15 protein-coding genes are annotated in these 13,899 nt (G+C 74.4%); 9 read left to right on the top strand and 6 right to left on the bottom strand.

Going from position 1 to position 13,899, the window contains the following annotated elements; translation table 11 throughout:
- Positions 1 to 12: 12 nt before the first annotated feature.
- From BLR12_RS06300 to BLR12_RS06265, 8 genes are all read left to right on the top strand, one after another.
- Positions 13 to 1,743 (top strand): PQQ-dependent dehydrogenase, methanol/ethanol family, encoded by a 1,731-nt coding sequence (locus BLR12_RS06300; RefSeq protein WP_091375036.1) that lies wholly within the window; start codon positions 13 to 15, stop codon positions 1,741 to 1,743.
- 5 nt (positions 1,744 to 1,748) lie between these two features.
- On the top strand, positions 1,749 to 1,883 hold the full coding sequence (gene pqqA / locus BLR12_RS06295) for a pyrroloquinoline quinone precursor peptide PqqA (protein ID WP_091375033.1): 135 nt from the start codon (positions 1,749 to 1,751) through the stop codon (positions 1,881 to 1,883).
- Positions 1,884 to 1,979: 96 nt separating this feature from the next.
- On the top strand, positions 1,980 to 2,885 hold the full coding sequence (pqqB, locus tag BLR12_RS06290; protein WP_091375029.1) for a pyrroloquinoline quinone biosynthesis protein PqqB: 906 nt from the start codon (positions 1,980 to 1,982) through the stop codon (positions 2,883 to 2,885).
- An 8-nt stretch (positions 2,886 to 2,893) separates the two neighbouring features.
- On the top strand, positions 2,894 to 3,619 hold the full coding sequence (gene pqqC, locus BLR12_RS06285; protein WP_176832380.1) for a pyrroloquinoline-quinone synthase PqqC: 726 nt from the start codon (positions 2,894 to 2,896) through the stop codon (positions 3,617 to 3,619).
- Entirely contained in the window at positions 3,606 to 3,884 is a 279-nt protein-coding gene (gene pqqD / locus BLR12_RS06280; RefSeq protein WP_218120566.1) for a pyrroloquinoline quinone biosynthesis peptide chaperone PqqD, read from the top strand. The genes pqqC and pqqD overlap by 14 nt, the downstream gene beginning before the upstream one ends.
- Positions 3,877 to 4,989, top strand: a complete 1,113-nt coding sequence (gene pqqE, locus BLR12_RS06275) for a pyrroloquinoline quinone biosynthesis protein PqqE (protein WP_218120565.1) — start codon at positions 3,877 to 3,879, stop codon at positions 4,987 to 4,989. The genes pqqD and pqqE overlap by 8 nt, the downstream gene beginning before the upstream one ends.
- A gap of 52 nt (positions 4,990 to 5,041) precedes the next feature.
- Complete coding sequence (locus BLR12_RS06270) at positions 5,042 to 6,142, top strand: sodium:calcium antiporter (RefSeq protein WP_091375020.1); 1,101 nt, start codon at positions 5,042 to 5,044, stop codon at positions 6,140 to 6,142.
- A gap of 86 nt (positions 6,143 to 6,228) precedes the next feature.
- Positions 6,229 to 6,636 (top strand): DUF1232 domain-containing protein, encoded by a 408-nt coding sequence (locus BLR12_RS06265; protein WP_091375016.1) that lies wholly within the window; start codon positions 6,229 to 6,231, stop codon positions 6,634 to 6,636.
- 131 nt (positions 6,637 to 6,767) lie between these two features.
- On the opposite strand, the gene BLR12_RS06260 is transcribed toward BLR12_RS06265, so the two are convergent.
- The 4 genes from BLR12_RS06260 to BLR12_RS06250 form a co-directional block, all read right to left on the bottom strand.
- Positions 6,768 to 7,181 (bottom strand): GlcG/HbpS family heme-binding protein, encoded by a 414-nt coding sequence (locus BLR12_RS06260; RefSeq protein ID WP_255363337.1) that lies wholly within the window; start codon positions 7,179 to 7,181, stop codon positions 6,768 to 6,770.
- Positions 7,182 to 7,308: 127 nt separating this feature from the next.
- A complete protein-coding gene (locus BLR12_RS24335) occupies positions 7,309 to 7,482 on the bottom strand; it encodes a hypothetical protein (RefSeq protein WP_176832379.1) in 174 nt (57 codons plus the stop codon).
- Positions 7,479 to 8,768, bottom strand: coding sequence for a glycerophosphodiester phosphodiesterase (locus tag BLR12_RS06255; RefSeq protein ID WP_176832378.1), 1,290 nt, complete (start codon positions 8,766 to 8,768; stop codon positions 7,479 to 7,481). The genes BLR12_RS24335 and BLR12_RS06255 overlap by 4 nt, the downstream gene beginning before the upstream one ends.
- 43 nt (positions 8,769 to 8,811) lie before the next feature.
- Complete coding sequence (locus BLR12_RS06250) at positions 8,812 to 9,366, bottom strand: DsbA family protein (protein ID WP_091375011.1); 555 nt, start codon at positions 9,364 to 9,366, stop codon at positions 8,812 to 8,814.
- Positions 9,367 to 9,478: 112 nt separating this feature from the next.
- Between BLR12_RS06250 and BLR12_RS06245 the strand changes: the two genes are divergently transcribed.
- Positions 9,479 to 9,862, top strand: a complete 384-nt coding sequence (locus BLR12_RS06245; protein WP_091375009.1) for a carboxymuconolactone decarboxylase family protein — start codon at positions 9,479 to 9,481, stop codon at positions 9,860 to 9,862.
- Positions 9,863 to 9,866: 4 nt separating this feature from the next.
- Here BLR12_RS06245 and BLR12_RS06240 read toward each other — a convergent pair whose 3' ends face one another.
- Positions 9,867 to 12,377, bottom strand: a complete 2,511-nt coding sequence (locus BLR12_RS06240; RefSeq protein WP_255363336.1) for an HAD-IC family P-type ATPase — start codon at positions 12,375 to 12,377, stop codon at positions 9,867 to 9,869.
- A gap of 336 nt (positions 12,378 to 12,713) precedes the next feature.
- Complete coding sequence (locus tag BLR12_RS06235; protein WP_255363335.1) at positions 12,714 to 13,745, bottom strand: MsnO8 family LLM class oxidoreductase; 1,032 nt, start codon at positions 13,743 to 13,745, stop codon at positions 12,714 to 12,716.
- Between the last annotated feature and the right edge of the window lie 154 nt (positions 13,746 to 13,899).

Here is a 13,899-nt window from a genome sequence, read left to right as displayed (position 1 = left end):
AGGACTGGGTCAATGACCGACATCCAGGACAGGACCGACATCGAGTACGGAGAGGCCCCGCCGGCCGTCGACTTCGGATCGCTGACCTCCGCGACCGGGACCGCGCCCCCGGTGGTCCAGGACGTCACGTACGAACGCATCCTCGACGCCCGCTCGGAGCCGCAGAACTGGCTCACCTACTACGGCGCCTACGACGGGCAGCGGTACAGCCCGCTGGACGAGATCAACACGGAGAACGTCGTCCGCATCAGACCGGCCTGGGTGTTCAGCTTCTCGCCCCACGGGCTGCACGCGGGCCAGTCGACGTACGCCTTCGAGAACTCCCCGATCATCGTCGACGGCGTCATGTACGTCTCCGGGTGGGACGGCTGGGTCTGGGCGCTCGACGCCAGGACCGGGCAGATGCTGTGGCAGTACAAGCACGCGATCCCCTTCGACGTCTCGCTGTGCTGCGGCAACGTCAACCGCGGGGTCGCCGTGGCGAACGGCAAGGTCTTCGTCTGCACCCTCAACGCCCACGTGCTCGCGCTCGACGCCAGCACCGGCGAGTGCGTCTGGGACGTCACCAGCGGGGACGTGCGCGCCGGGGAGAGCCTCACGGTCGCCCCGCTCGTGGTGAAGGACCGGGTCGTCGTCGGCAGCTCCGGGGGGGAGTTCGGGGTGCGCGGCCACCTCGACGCCTACGACATGGAGACCGGGGAGCGGGTCTGGCGGTGCTACACGATCCCGAAGCCCGGCGAGCCGGGCTCGGAGACCTGGCCGTCGGACGGTGAGGCCTGGGCGCGGGGCGGTGGCAACGGCTGGGTCACCGGCACCTTCGACCCGGAGACGAACCTCCTGTACTGGGGGACCGGCAACCCCGCGCCCGACTTCGACGGGGAGGTCCGACCGGGGGACAACCTCTACACCGACAGCGTGATCGCGGTGGACGCCGACACCGGGGAGATCCGCTGGCACTACCAGTGCACCCCGCACGACCTGTGGGACTACGACAGCAACATGGAGTGCATCCTGTTCGAGCAGGACGGGCGCCAGCTCCTGGCCCACTTCGACAAGAACGGGTACTGCTTCGTCCTGGACCGCACCACCGGTGAGCGGGTGCGCATCTTCCCGTTCGTCGACCGGATCACCTGGGGCGAGATCAGCCCCGACGGCACGGTCACGCCCCGGATCTACCCCGACAAGGAGGGGGAGGAGGTCCACTTCCACCCCGGTCCCGCCGGGGCCAAGGAGTGGACCCACGCGGCGTACAGCCCCAGGACGGGCCTGTTCTACGTCCCGGTGCAGGACACCGGCGCGAAGGTCGCCCGCCGGCGCCGGGAGTTCAAGGAGAGCATCCCCTACTGGGGCGCGGCGGTCACCGTGGACGCCGAGGACATGGCCGGGTCGGTGACGGCGTTCAACGCGTCCGGCGAAGAGGTCTGGCGGTGGCGCAACGACCTGCCGATGTGCGCGTCGGTGCTGACCACGGCGGGTGACCTCGTCTTCGCCGGCACGCCGTCCGGGCTGTTCGTCGCGCTCGACGCCCGCACCGGGGAGCTGCTGTGGCAGTTCAACTGCGGCAGCGGCCACCACAGCAGCCCGAGCACCTACAGCATCGACGGCAAGCAGTACATCGCCGTGCCGGTCGGCTGGGGCGCCTGGGTCGAGGGGTTCCTGCCCGGGATGATGGGCGGCCCCCACGGACAGGCGATGTTCGTCTTCTCGTTGCCTGAAGGCATCGACTCCGCCGGAGGGAGGTGACCGCAATGGAGCAGGAGAGCATCGTCCCCCGGCTGCTCGCCGAGGAGTGGGAGCCCCCCGCCTTCGAGGAGATCCGGGTGTCCGCCGAGGCGACCGCGTACATGGGCGTCCAGGACGACTGGGACCAGTCGGCCACGTAGGGACCAGGCGGAGAGGCACCGGACGATGCGGTCCGGCGCCTCTCCGCCGACGCGGCGCCGCAGCGCGGCGCACGGCCGGGAGGACCACCGATCGACATGCGGGTGCGGGTGCTGGGGTCGGCGGCGGGAGGCGGGTTCCCCCAGTGGAACTGCGCCTGCCCCCCGTGCCGCGCGGTGCGCGACGGGTCCCGGCCGGCCCGCCCGCGCACCCAGTCGTCGATCGCGGTGAGCGCGGACTCCCGGCGGTGGTTCCTGCTCAACGCCTCACCCGACATCCGTGCGCAGCTCGAGTCCTTCCCCGCGCTGCACCCCTCCAGCGGCCCCGGCGGGAGGCGGGGCGTCCCGCTGCAGGCCGTCCTGCTCACCGACGCCGAGTTGGACCACACGCTCGGGCTGCTGCTCCTCCGGGAGGGCGGAGGCCTCGTCCTGCACGCCACCGCAGCGACCCGCGACACGCTGTGCGAGGGGACGTCGATCCTCCGGACGCTCGAGGCGTACTGCCCGGTCGAGTGGCACCCGGTCGTGCCGGGGGCGGAGGTCCCGCTGGCCGACGGGCTGTCGTACCGGGCCTTCGACGTCCCCACCACCAAGCGGGCTCGCTTCGGCTCCGGTTCCCGGGAGGGACGGGTCGTCGGCTACCGCCTGACCGACGGGCGCAGCGGCCGGGCCCTGGTCCACCTGCCGGTGCTGCAGGAGCTGACGCCGGCGCTGCGCGCCGAGCTGGAGGACTGCGCCTGCCTGCTGGTCGACGGCACCTGCTGGTCCGACGACGAGCTGGTCCGGCTCGGCCTGGCCGGCCGGACCGCGCGGGAGATGGGGCACCTGCCGATCAGCGGGCCCGGGGGCAGCCTCCGTCGACTCGCCCGGCTACCCGTCGAGCGCCGGATCTACGTCCACGTCAACAACACCAACCCGATCCTCCTCGATGACTCGCCCGAGCGGCGCACCGTCGAGGAGCACGGCATGGAGGTCGCCGTGGACGGGCTCGAACTGGAGGTGTGAGGCCCCTCATGACGCTGACCGACGTGACCCTGACCGGCACGGCCCCGACCGACACGGCGACCGATGCGTTCGTGGCCGCGCTGCGCGAGCACTCCCGGCGCTACCACGACCAGCACCCCTTCCACCGCAGGATGAACGAGGGGGAGCTGGGCCGCGAGCAGATCCGGTGCTGGGTGGCCAACCGGTTCGCCTACCAGGCGGCCATCCCGCGCAAGGACGCCGCGATCCTCGCCAACTGCCCGGACCGCGAGGTGCGCCGCCGCTGGATCCGCCGCATCCACGACCACGACGGCACGGGCACCGGGACAGGCGGCATCGAGGCATGGCTGCGCCTCGGTGAGGCGGTGGGGCTGGACCGGCAGGAGATGGAGGACCAGCGGCACGTGGTCCCGGGGGTGCGCTTCGCCGTCGACGCCTACGTCACCTTCGCCCGCACCCGGCCGTGGGTCGAGGCGGTGGCCTCCTCGCTGACCGAGCTGTTCGCGCCGGACCTGATGGCCGAGCGCCTCGCCGCCTTCGAGCGGCACTACACCTGGATCGACCCGCGAGGGCTCGCCTACTTCCGGGCCCGCCTGACGCAGGCGCCCCGCGACTCCGCGCACGCCCTGGAGGTGGTGACGGAGCACTGCCGGACGCCCGAGGCGCAGGCGGCCGCCCTGGCGGCCCTGTCCTTCAAGTGCGACGTCCTCTGGAGCATGCTCGATGCGATCGACCGTGCCTGTGCAGACCGCTGACGGTGCCGACCGCCCCCGGCTGGCCCGCCACGTCCGGCTGAGGTTCGACCCGGCACGCGGGCGTCACGTGCTGCTGACGCCGGAGGCGGTCACCGTCCTGAACGGCACCGGCGCCGCCGTCCTGGAGCTGTGCGACGGGCAGCGGACCCGCACCGAGATCGTCGCCGCGCTGCGCGGGCGGTACGACTCCGTGGACGACGACGAGGTGCGCCTGTTCCTCGACCGCCTCACCGCCCGCCGCTGTCTGGAGGCGGGCCGTGGCTAGCGCAGGGGTGGACGCACCGTTCGGCTTGCTCGCCGAGCTCACCTACCGCTGCCCGCTGCACTGCTCCTACTGCTCCAACCCGCTCGACCTCGCCGCCCACGCCGACGAGCTGACCACGGCGGAGTGGCAGCGGGTGCTGGCCGAGGCCAGGGAACTGGGCGTGCTCCAGCTGCACCTCTCCGGTGGTGAGCCGCTGCTGCGCCGCGACCTCGCCGAGATCGTGCAGTGCGCCGCTGAGCTGGGCCTCTACACCAACCTGATCACCAGCGCGCTCGGGCTGACGCCCCGCCGCGCCGAGCAGCTGCTGGCCGCGGGTCTCGACCACGTGCAGATCAGCCTCCAGGCCGACGAGGCGGCCCTGGCCGACCGCCTCGCCGGGACACCGTCGTTCGAGCGCAAGCTGGTCGCCGCCCGGCTGGTGAAGGAACTGGGCTGGCCGCTCACGCTCAATGTCGTCCTGCACCGGCACAACGCCGACCGGATCGCCGCCATCCTCGACCTGGCCGAGCAGCTGGAGGCCGACCGGATCGAGCTGGCCCACACCCAGTACTACGGCTGGGCCCTGCGCAACCGCGCCGGGCTGCTGCCGAGCCGGGCGCAGCTGGAGCGCGCCCAGGGCGTGGTGCGGGCAGCGCACGAGCGCCTGCAGGGGCGGATGGAGGTCATCTACGTCCTGCCCGACTACCACAGCCGGTACCCCAAGCCCTGCATGGGCGGCTGGGGCCGGCGCCAGCTCACCGTGGTGCCCGACGGCGGCGTGCTGCCCTGCCCGACGGCGCACACCCTCCCGCTTCCCCGGGCCAGCGTCCGGGAGTCCTCCCTGGCGTGGATCTGGGAGTCCTCCCCGCTGTTCCGGCGCTTCCGCGGCACGGACTGGATGCCCGACCCCTGCCGCAGCTGCGACCGCCGCGAGCTCGACTTCGGCGGCTGCCGCTGCCAGGCGTTCCTGCTCACCGGCGACGCCGCCCGCACCGACCCGGTCTGCCACCTCTCGCCGGACCACGGGCTCGTGGCCGGGGCGGTGGCCGCCGCCGACGAGGGGGCGCGGACACGGGACGCGGTGCTGGCCCCCCGGCTGTACCCCGCAGCCCGGCGCAGCCGGTGACCGCCCGTCAAGGCCCCCGCCCCGCGGGTCGTCGCGAGGAGGAGCTCCCGCCGTGACCTCGATCTTCGTCTTCATCGCCGGAGCGACGCTGCTGATGGTCAGCGCCGAGAAGCTCATCGACCACCTCGTCGGGGCGGCGCGAGCGCTCAGACTGCCGCTGTTCCTGCTCGCCATCGTCTTCACCGGGGTCGAGTTCGACGACATCACGCTCGGTGTCGCGCTGAACCTGGAAGAGCTCAGCGGCGTCGCACTCGGCATCGTGTTCGGAACGGCGCTCTCGTTCACCGGGGTCGTCCTCGCGCTCGCCGCGATCCTCAGGCCGGGGAGGGTCGACATCCCGCGCGACTACGTCGTCGTGTTCGCCGCCGCACCGCTGGTGATGGTCGGGTTCACGCTCACCGCGCCGCTCACCGTTCCCGACGGGCTGCTGCTCCTCGCCCTGTTCGTCCTGTTCGTCGTCTACGTCGCCGCCCGCGAGGTCCGCAGGAGCGTGCCGGTGTTCCGCGACGTGGAGGTGCACGAAGCCGCCACCGTCGGAGGGCCGGGCCACGGCGAGCAGCCCGCTCGTGGGACGGGGACGGACGTGCGGCCGATCGGACCGGAGGGCGGAGGAGCACGGCCCGGCGCGCGGCCGGAGCAGCAGGTCCTCGACGACCTGCCGTTCGCCGAGGCGCGCCGGCTGCCCGGCTGGGCCCACCTGGGACTGACGGTGCTCGCACTCGCCGGCCTGGTGATCGGCGCGGCCACCACGAGCATCGGGACCGAGGGGATCCTGGAGACCTACGGGCTCGAGGGCACGGTGTTCGGCGCCACCATCGTCACTGCCGTCCTGACGATGGAGGACCTCTTCCTGACGGTGGAGGCGTTCCGCAAGGGCGTGCCGGAGATCGGGGTCGGGAACGTCATCGGGAGCGTCGTCTTCTCGGTCACCGGGAAGCTGGGCATCACCCTCCTGGCCGGTGGCATCGTCGTCGGCTCCGACGTGCTCACCTGGCACCTGCCTGCGCTCGTCGTCCTCACCGCCCTCGCCGCGTACCTCCTCTCCACCGGCCGGCTGGCGCGGTGGCACGGCTGCACCCTGCTGGCTCTCTACCTCGTGTACTGGGTGGTCAGCCTGGTCGCGTTCGGCGGAGCTCCGGTCGAGCTCGACTGATGCAGGAGCCCCTGCCCCCCCTCGCCGGCTCCCGGGGGACCCTGGAGCGGGCCGACCGGCCGGCCCGGTGAGGGAGGTGGCCGGGGATGCCGAGCTGGGCGTGGACGCTGGTCGGAGTGCTCGGGGGCCTGCTGCTGTGCTGGCTGGTGCTGGTGGCGGTGCTGTGGTGGACCTGCCCGGACGAGGTGCGGCTGCGGGAGCTGCTGCGGCTGCTGCCCGACGTGCTCCGGCTGCTGCACCGGCTGGCCGGCGACGGCACGTTGCCGCGGGGAGTCCGGGTGCGGCTGTGGCTGCTGCTGGCCTACCTGGCGCTGCCGGTCGACCTGGTGCCCGACTTCGTGCCGGTGCTCGGCCACGTCGACGACGCGATCATGGTCGTCCTGGTGCTGCGCTCGGTGGTCCGCCGCGCCGGCGCGGCGGCCATCGCCCGGCACTGGCCCGGCACGGACGACGGCCTGGCCGCGCTGCGCCGGGCGAGCCGGCTGCCGGTGTAGGTGTTCCTCACCGGCAGCCCCGGGCGGCCGGGTCGGCTCGGGGCAGCCGTCGAGCTCACCGGTCGAGGTGGCGTGGGCCGCCGGGCGCCGACCCCGTCGACCGGGGCCGGACCCCCTGGGGTCCGCAGACGTCAGAAGCCGGCAGTCGCCGCCTCGCAGACCGCGGTGTCCTGTTCACCGGTGCCGCCGCTCACTCCGACCGCCCCCACGATGACCCCGTCCGCGCGCACCGGGGCGCCACCGGCGAAGACCATCACCTTGCCGTCGTTGGACGCCTGGATGCCGTAGAAGGGCCCGCCCGGCTTGGCCAGCTCGGCCAGGTCGGCGGTGGCGATGTCGAATGCCCGGGCGGTGAAGGCCTTGTTGATGGCGATGTCGACGCTGCCCCGCCAGGCGCCGTCCATCCGGACGTGCAGGATCAGATCGCCCCCGGCGTCGACGACGGCGATGTTCATCGGCTGCCCGATCTCTGCGGCGCGGGCCTCCCCGGCCGCGACGATGCGGCGGGCGTCGTCCAGGGCCAGGCTGTTCATCTGCTGGGTCACAGGGATCCCTCCCGGTCGAGCGGTGGCCGGGGGCCAGCGCTCTTCAGCGGCTGCTCCGGTCCGGACCGGAGCAGCACGGGATTACCCGCGTCGCCGCCGTGGCCAACTCCACTCCTGGCACGGCGGATCAGGCGGTGCGGTCCACCTCGGCGGAGACGACGGCGTCCTCCCGGCTGGGGAACGGCCCCGCGGTGCGGCCGTCGGCGCGGCAGGTCCACCGGTAGCCCTCGGGGGTCTGCTCGATGAGGTAGCCGTCCGGGTCGGCGGGGCCGTGGCCCGGGCGTTCGAAGGGGTCGGTCACACGAACACCACGTCCTTGAAGCGGACCCCGGCGCACACGCTGCCGAGGTGGACGACGGGCACCGGCCGGTGGGTGGCGTCCGCGACGGTCACGGCGGCGCCGACGGTGTCTGTGCGAGCGAGGACGAGGTCCGAGCCGGTGACGGTGATCCGGAGCCCGACGTAGGCGCCCGGCGTCAGGGGCGGGCCCGCGCTCGAGGACCCCAGCGGAGTGGCGCTGCCGTCGTCGACGCGCGCGATCTCCAGGTCGCCGTCCGCCCGCAGGCAGCAGAGGTAGCCGTCGACGCCGGGCGACGGACCGGACGGCGGTCGGTACGGGTGGTCGTCGGTGCTCAGCAGGACCGACGCGCCGGACGTGCGGCCGTCGGCGCGGGTGGCGTCCACGCGCAGGTCGAGGCGCAGCGTGAACGCCGCCGGGTCGGGAGGGGCCAGGAAGCCCATGAGCGTCGAGGTGGCCGTGTCGGTGGCGTCGACGCCCCACGAGGAGTCGTCCGGGAAGAACCGGCCGCGGCCGGTGTCCGCCAGCATGCCGGGCAGCCAGACCTGGCGGGCGAACAGGTCCGAGGTGCGGCGTCCCGCGTCCCCCGCGACGTAGACCGGGTCGTCGGAGAAGATCGCGTCCACGCCGTCGGACAGGAGGGCGTCCCGCTGGTAGCGGCGGTTCACCGTGTAGCAGGCCACGTCGATCCCCGCGGCGTGCGCCTCCGCGCAGACCGCCGCGGTGACGTGGCCGGCCTGCGGGCCGATCCAGCCGACGTCCTCGGCGGCCGCCCGGGCGACGTCCGTGCTCCCGAGCCAGATGACGCCCCATCCGCGCGAGCGCGCCAGCCGGCAGTCGGCCAGCGCGTAGGACTGCAGCAGCACGGACGCCGGGCTGATCCCGCGCCGCTCGAGCGCGTCGACCATCGGGCCCATCGCGTCGCTGCTCTTGGCCTCGGCGCAGAGGAGGACCCGGTTGCCGAACTCGGTGAGCACCTCGTCGAACAGCGGAGGGCGCAATCCGTCGGGCCAGCCTCCGCCGAGGGTGGCGGAGGCGTCGATGTCGAGCTGCTTCCAGGACACCGACGTGTGGTCGGCGACGTTGCCGCTGGAGGTGGTCATGCGGTCCACGGTGCCGTCGTGCATGACGCCGAGGCCGCCGTCGGCGAGCGTGCACACGTCCTGCTCGATCACCGGCAGGCCCTGGCCCACTGCGACCCGGTAGCCCTCCATCGTGTGCTCGGGCACCTGCATGGCCCCGCCGCGGTGGGCGATGACGAACGGCCGGCCCAGGTCGGCGAAGTCCACGGGGCCCCCTGGGGCCCGGAGGCGCATGGCGGGACGCTCGCGGTCAGCCGCGCAGCAGGTCCCCGAGCGCCCGGGCGTCGTAGAGGGTGGCGGGGTCGACCCGCTCCCCGTCGAGCAGCGCGGCGGGGGTGCCGTCCGGGTCCTGCTCCTGGAACGCCCGGTCGACCGCGACCACCCAGGCCTCGTACCGGCCCTCCCGGACCCCGGTCCCGTAGTCCGGGTCGTCCAGGTCCACCCGCCGCCCCAGGCCGACCAGGTCCTCGGCGGTGAAGCCGCCACTGTGCTCGGGCGGCTGGGCCGCGAACACCTCCCGGCGCAGCTGGTCGAACCGGCCGGCCTCCGCGGCGAGGGCCAGCGCGTTGCCGGCGCGCACCGACTCCGGCCCCAGGGAGCACCGCACCCGGTACTCGACCGCGACCGCGCCCGCGGCGACCTCGCGGCGCAGCAGGTCCCCGGACGCCTCCTCGAACCGCCGGCAGTGAGGGCACTGCGGGTCCTCGAAGACGACGAGCCGGCGGCGGGCGCCGTCGCTGCCGACCAGCACCCCGCCCTCTGCGGTGTGGCCGACGGGCACGGGCACGGTCGCGGGTGAGTCCATGGGGAGTCAGTACCCACGATCCCGGGGATGTCCCCGCGCACCCGGCCGCCCGTGTCGGTCTTCCCTGCGCTGTCGTCGAGCCGGGACCCGCGCCGGGTGCCAGCATCTGGTCATGACGTACGGCCGGGCGGTCCAGGACGAGCTCCGCGAGCCGGGCCGCGCGCTGCGTCGCGCCATCCCCGAGGTCTACGACGGCTACCGCCAGATGCACGCCGCCGCCTACGCCGCCGGTGTGCTGGACCAGAAGACCAAGGAGCTGATCGCCCTCGCCATCGCGGTGGGCAAGGAGTGCGACGGCTGCATCGCCTCGCACGCCCGCGGCGCGGTCCGCACCGGCGCGACGGAGCAGGAGGTCGCCGAGGCGCTCGGCGTGGCGATCGCGATGAACGGCGGCCCGGGCACCGTGTACGGCGCCCGGGCGTTCGCGGCCTTCCGCGAGTTCCAGGAGGCGGACACCGACGGGCAGGAGCGGCCGCCGGCCGCACCGGGGCGGTGACCGGTCAGCGGGGGGACGTGCCCGTCGCGGTCAGGTCGCGCAGGCCCAGGGCGCGGTCGAGCAGCCGGAACCGGTACACCGCGCTGAGGACGCAGAACCAGACGAGCAGTGCCGGGAGGACCGTCTGGAACACCGGCTCGGCCGCGTCGGTGAGGCCGAAGTAGTCGGTGAACCAGGGGATGAACAGCCCGCCGCTGAAGGCGACGACCAGCACGGCGACGAGGACCGCGGGGCGCCGGTCCCCGTCGGGGCGGGTCCACGACGCGAAGAACCGGGACGGCGGCTTGAGGAACAGGATCAACCCGAAGGCGGCGAACGAGACGAACGTCGACAGGCCGGTCTGGGCACCCAGCGTGGCGGCCGCCTCGGCGAACCCGACGTCGTCCGAGGACAGCCCGGTGTAGGTCTCGAACTCGGTGACGACGAACGGGGGGATGTCGGGATCGGCCAGGCCCTGGATCAGGTCGGTGTACAGGGACGCGTACACCCCGACACCCGCGGCCGCCGTGACCACCGCGGCCGGGACGACGAACCGCCCCAGCGTGGCCAGCAGGTGGGGGTCCGGTGCCGTGGGGCGGGCCCACGTCGTCAGGAACAGCGTCGGGACGCCGACGGTGAGCAGGGTGAGCCCCACCTGCGCCGGTGAGTAGGGGAACCCCAGGCCGAGCATGGTGACCGCGAGGATGACCAGGCCCTGCGTCCCGACCCGGGCGAGGAAGACCTGCATCGAGGTCCCGATGCCGTTGATGATCCGCCGGCCCTCCTGCTGCGCGGGGGACAGCGCGGTCAGGGAGTCGTCGGTCAGCACGATGTCGGCGACGTCGCGGGCGACCGCGCTGCCGCTCTTCATCGCGACGCCGACGTGGGCCCGCTTGAGCGCGCGGGCGTCGTTGACGCCGTCACCGATCATCGCCACGTAGCGCCCCTGGCGGCGCAGCGAGTCGACCAGCCGCTCCTTCTGCTCCGGGGCGATGCGGCCGAACACCGTGGTCCGGGCGATGAGCCGGTCGAGCTCGGGGTCGGACAGGGCGTCGAGGTCCGCGCCGCTGACCGGCTGCCCGTCCTCCAGACCGGCCTGCCGGGCGAGCGCGCCCACCGTGCGCGGGTCGTCGCCCGAGACGACCTTGACGGCGATCCCGTCGGCTCCGAAGCGCGCCAGCATCGGCGTCACGTCGGCACGGAGCTCGTCGGCGAGGGAGACCACGGCGACCGCCTCGAGGGCGGGCAGCTGCGGGCGCCCCGCGGCGTCGCGCAGCGGCGCACCGGCGTCCACCGCGCGGGCGACGACGAGGACCCGCAGCCCCTGGGCGGTCCGCGCCGTCACGGTGCCGGTGAGCGGGGCGCCGGACAGCTGCGGGGCCAGGGTCGCGGGCGCACCCAGGACGTACACCCCGTCGTCCGTGCGCTGCGCGCTCCACCGCAGCGACGACGAGAAGGGGATCTCCTCCCGCACCGGCCACGGCTCGCCGGGCAGCGCGGCGGCCAGCGACGTGGTGGTCAGGTCGGCCGCCGCGGCGCTGCGGGCCATCGAGCCGACCACCCGTCCGGTCGCCTCGGCGTCCAGCGGCCCGACCGGCTGCACCTCGGCCAGGGTCAGCCGGCCGGTGGTGAGGGTGCCGGTCTTGTCGGTGCAGACGACGTCGACGTTGCTCAGCGACTCGACGGCGTTCACCCGTTGCACGAGCGCGCCGCGCTGCGCGCTCTTGGCCGCCCCGACGGTGTAGGCCACGGCGACGAGGAAGAACAGCCCGTAGGGGACCAGCCCGGACAGCACCGCGGTCGTCTGCACCACGCGGACCAGCGAGAACCCCTCGAGCGCGGCCTGGAGCATGATCGTCGCGCTCATCAGCGCCACCAGCAGCATCACCAGCCGGACGACGAACCGGATCCGGGCCTGCAACGGCGTGGTGTCGGTGGAGGCCTGCCGGGCGTCGGCGGTGAGCCGGCTGGCGTAGCTGGCCGCGCCGACGTCCCGGGCCAGCTGGTGACCCTCCCCGGCGATGCAGGAGCTGCCGGACAGCAGGTCCTCGCCCGGCTGCTTCACCAGCGGGTCGGACTCGCCGGTCAGCAGGGACTCGTCGACCTCGACGCGGCCGCCGTCGAGCACCGGCCCGTCCACCACGACCTGATCGCCGGGGCGCACCCGCAGCACGTCGCCCCGGACGACGTCCTCCGGTGCGACCTGGACGTCGCGGCCGTCGCGGACGACGGTGACCGTGCTGCGGTCGAGCAGCTGGAGCCGGTCGAGCTTGCGCTTGGCCCGGATCTCCTGGACGGCGCTGATGGCCGCGTTGACCAGGCCGAGGCCGACGCTGACGAACGCGTCGTTCCACCGGCCCAGCGCGAGCAGCGCGGCGCCGATGGTGAACAGGACGAGGTTGAAGAAGGAGAAGACGTTCGTGCGCAGGATCCGCGCGTAGCCGCGCGCCGATCCGCTGACGGCGGTGTTGCCCTCCCCGCGTCGGCGCCGGGCGTCGGCCTCCCGCTGGGACAGCCCCACCGGGGCGGACGTCACGGCGCCCTCCGGCCCCAGCTCGCGCACGTCCATCCGCTCGGCCCCGATCTCACAGTCCGTGCCCCCGCGGCCGAGGCCGGGCTCCGGCCGGTGCTGGCGAGGTGGGCGGCCGCTCCCCGGCGCTGCCGGGTGGTCACCACGCCGGCGCCACCGCGACGTGGCGCGGGGACATCGTGCCGCACCGGCAGGGAGCCGACTCGATGACGCGCGGGCGCGTGGTCAGCGCGAGGCCGCCCGGACGACTGCGGCGCACGGTGGCCGAAGACACCCTCGAGGAGTCGCTGCCTCAGCACGCCCGGAGGCCGTCGCGGCAGGCCGGGCACGCCGGCGCCGTCGTCAGGACGCCGCCGCGGTCCGTGCGGGCGGAGCCGACCGGGCCCGGCCGAACAGCTCCGCCAACTCTGCGTCGGACGCGGCCAGGGCGGCCCGGTCGAAGGTGCTGCCGGCGGCGGCCAGCTCGGCGGCCCCCGTGCGGTCGAGCAGCTCGGCGAGCCGGCGCTCGACCTGGGCTGCGGTGCCGGCGACCGCCGCGGCGGCGGTCTGCTCGAGGTACTGCTGCTGGCGCGGGGTGCGGGCGGCGGCCCGGACGGCGGCCACCGGCTCCAGCGCCGGGAAGGTGCCCGTGGTGCGGGCCTGCGCCATCGCCCACGCCTCGGGCAGCAGCAGGTCGGCGGCCTCCGCGGCGGTGTCGGCGACCAGGACGTCGAGGCTGATCGCCACCCGCGGCTCCGGCTGCTGCGCCGAGGGCCGGAAGGCGCGCCGGTAGCCGGCCAGCGCCGCCAGCCCGGGCTCCGGGTCGCCGGCCACCCCCAGCAGCGGCCCGCCGACGATGACCGGCAGCCCGAGCTCGGCCGCGACCTGCAGGCCGCGCCCGGTGGCCAGCACGTGCAGCGGCACCCCGCCGGCCGGCTGCGGGTGCAGGGTGATCTCCGCGGTCCCGGTCAGGAACGCCCGCAGTTCGGCGAGGTCGGCGGGGAAGTCGCGGTCGGTCTCCCGCAGGGCCCGGCGCACCGGAGCGGTGAAGCCGGGGGAGCGGCCCAGGCCCAGGTCGACCCGGCCGGGCGCGAGGGCCGACAGCGTGGCGAACTGCTCGGCGACCACGAGCGGCTGGTGGTGCGGCAGCATGACGCCGGCCGAGCCGAGCCGGATGGTCGTCGTCCGGCCGGCGAGGGCGGCCAGCAGCACCGCGGGGGCTGCGCCGGCGACCCCGGGCACCCCGTGGTGCTCGGCCACCCAGAACCGGTCGAACCCGAGCTGCTCGGCGCGCACGGCGCGCGCGACGGTGCCGCCGAGCGCCGCGGCGTCGGGCTCGCCGACCCGGGTGCGGGACCGGTCGAGCAGGGAGAGCCGCGGCTCCGTGTCGGTCACGGCAGCACCAGCGCCGTCCGGCCCGGGGCTGTTCCAGCGCCCCCGACCATCCCGGCCGTTCCCGGTGGATCGGACGACGGGCCGGGAATCTGGCGCCCTCGCAGGCGTTGGCATGAGAGAGTCGGTGACGACGAGACCGGAGCCGGTCGTCCGG

The sequence above is a fragment of the Geodermatophilus sp. DSM 45219 genome (genome assembly GCF_900104025.1).
In the GTDB taxonomy this organism is placed as follows: Bacteria; Actinomycetota; Actinomycetes; order Mycobacteriales; family Geodermatophilaceae; genus Geodermatophilus.
This window is presented reverse-complemented; position numbering and strand designations above follow the sequence as displayed.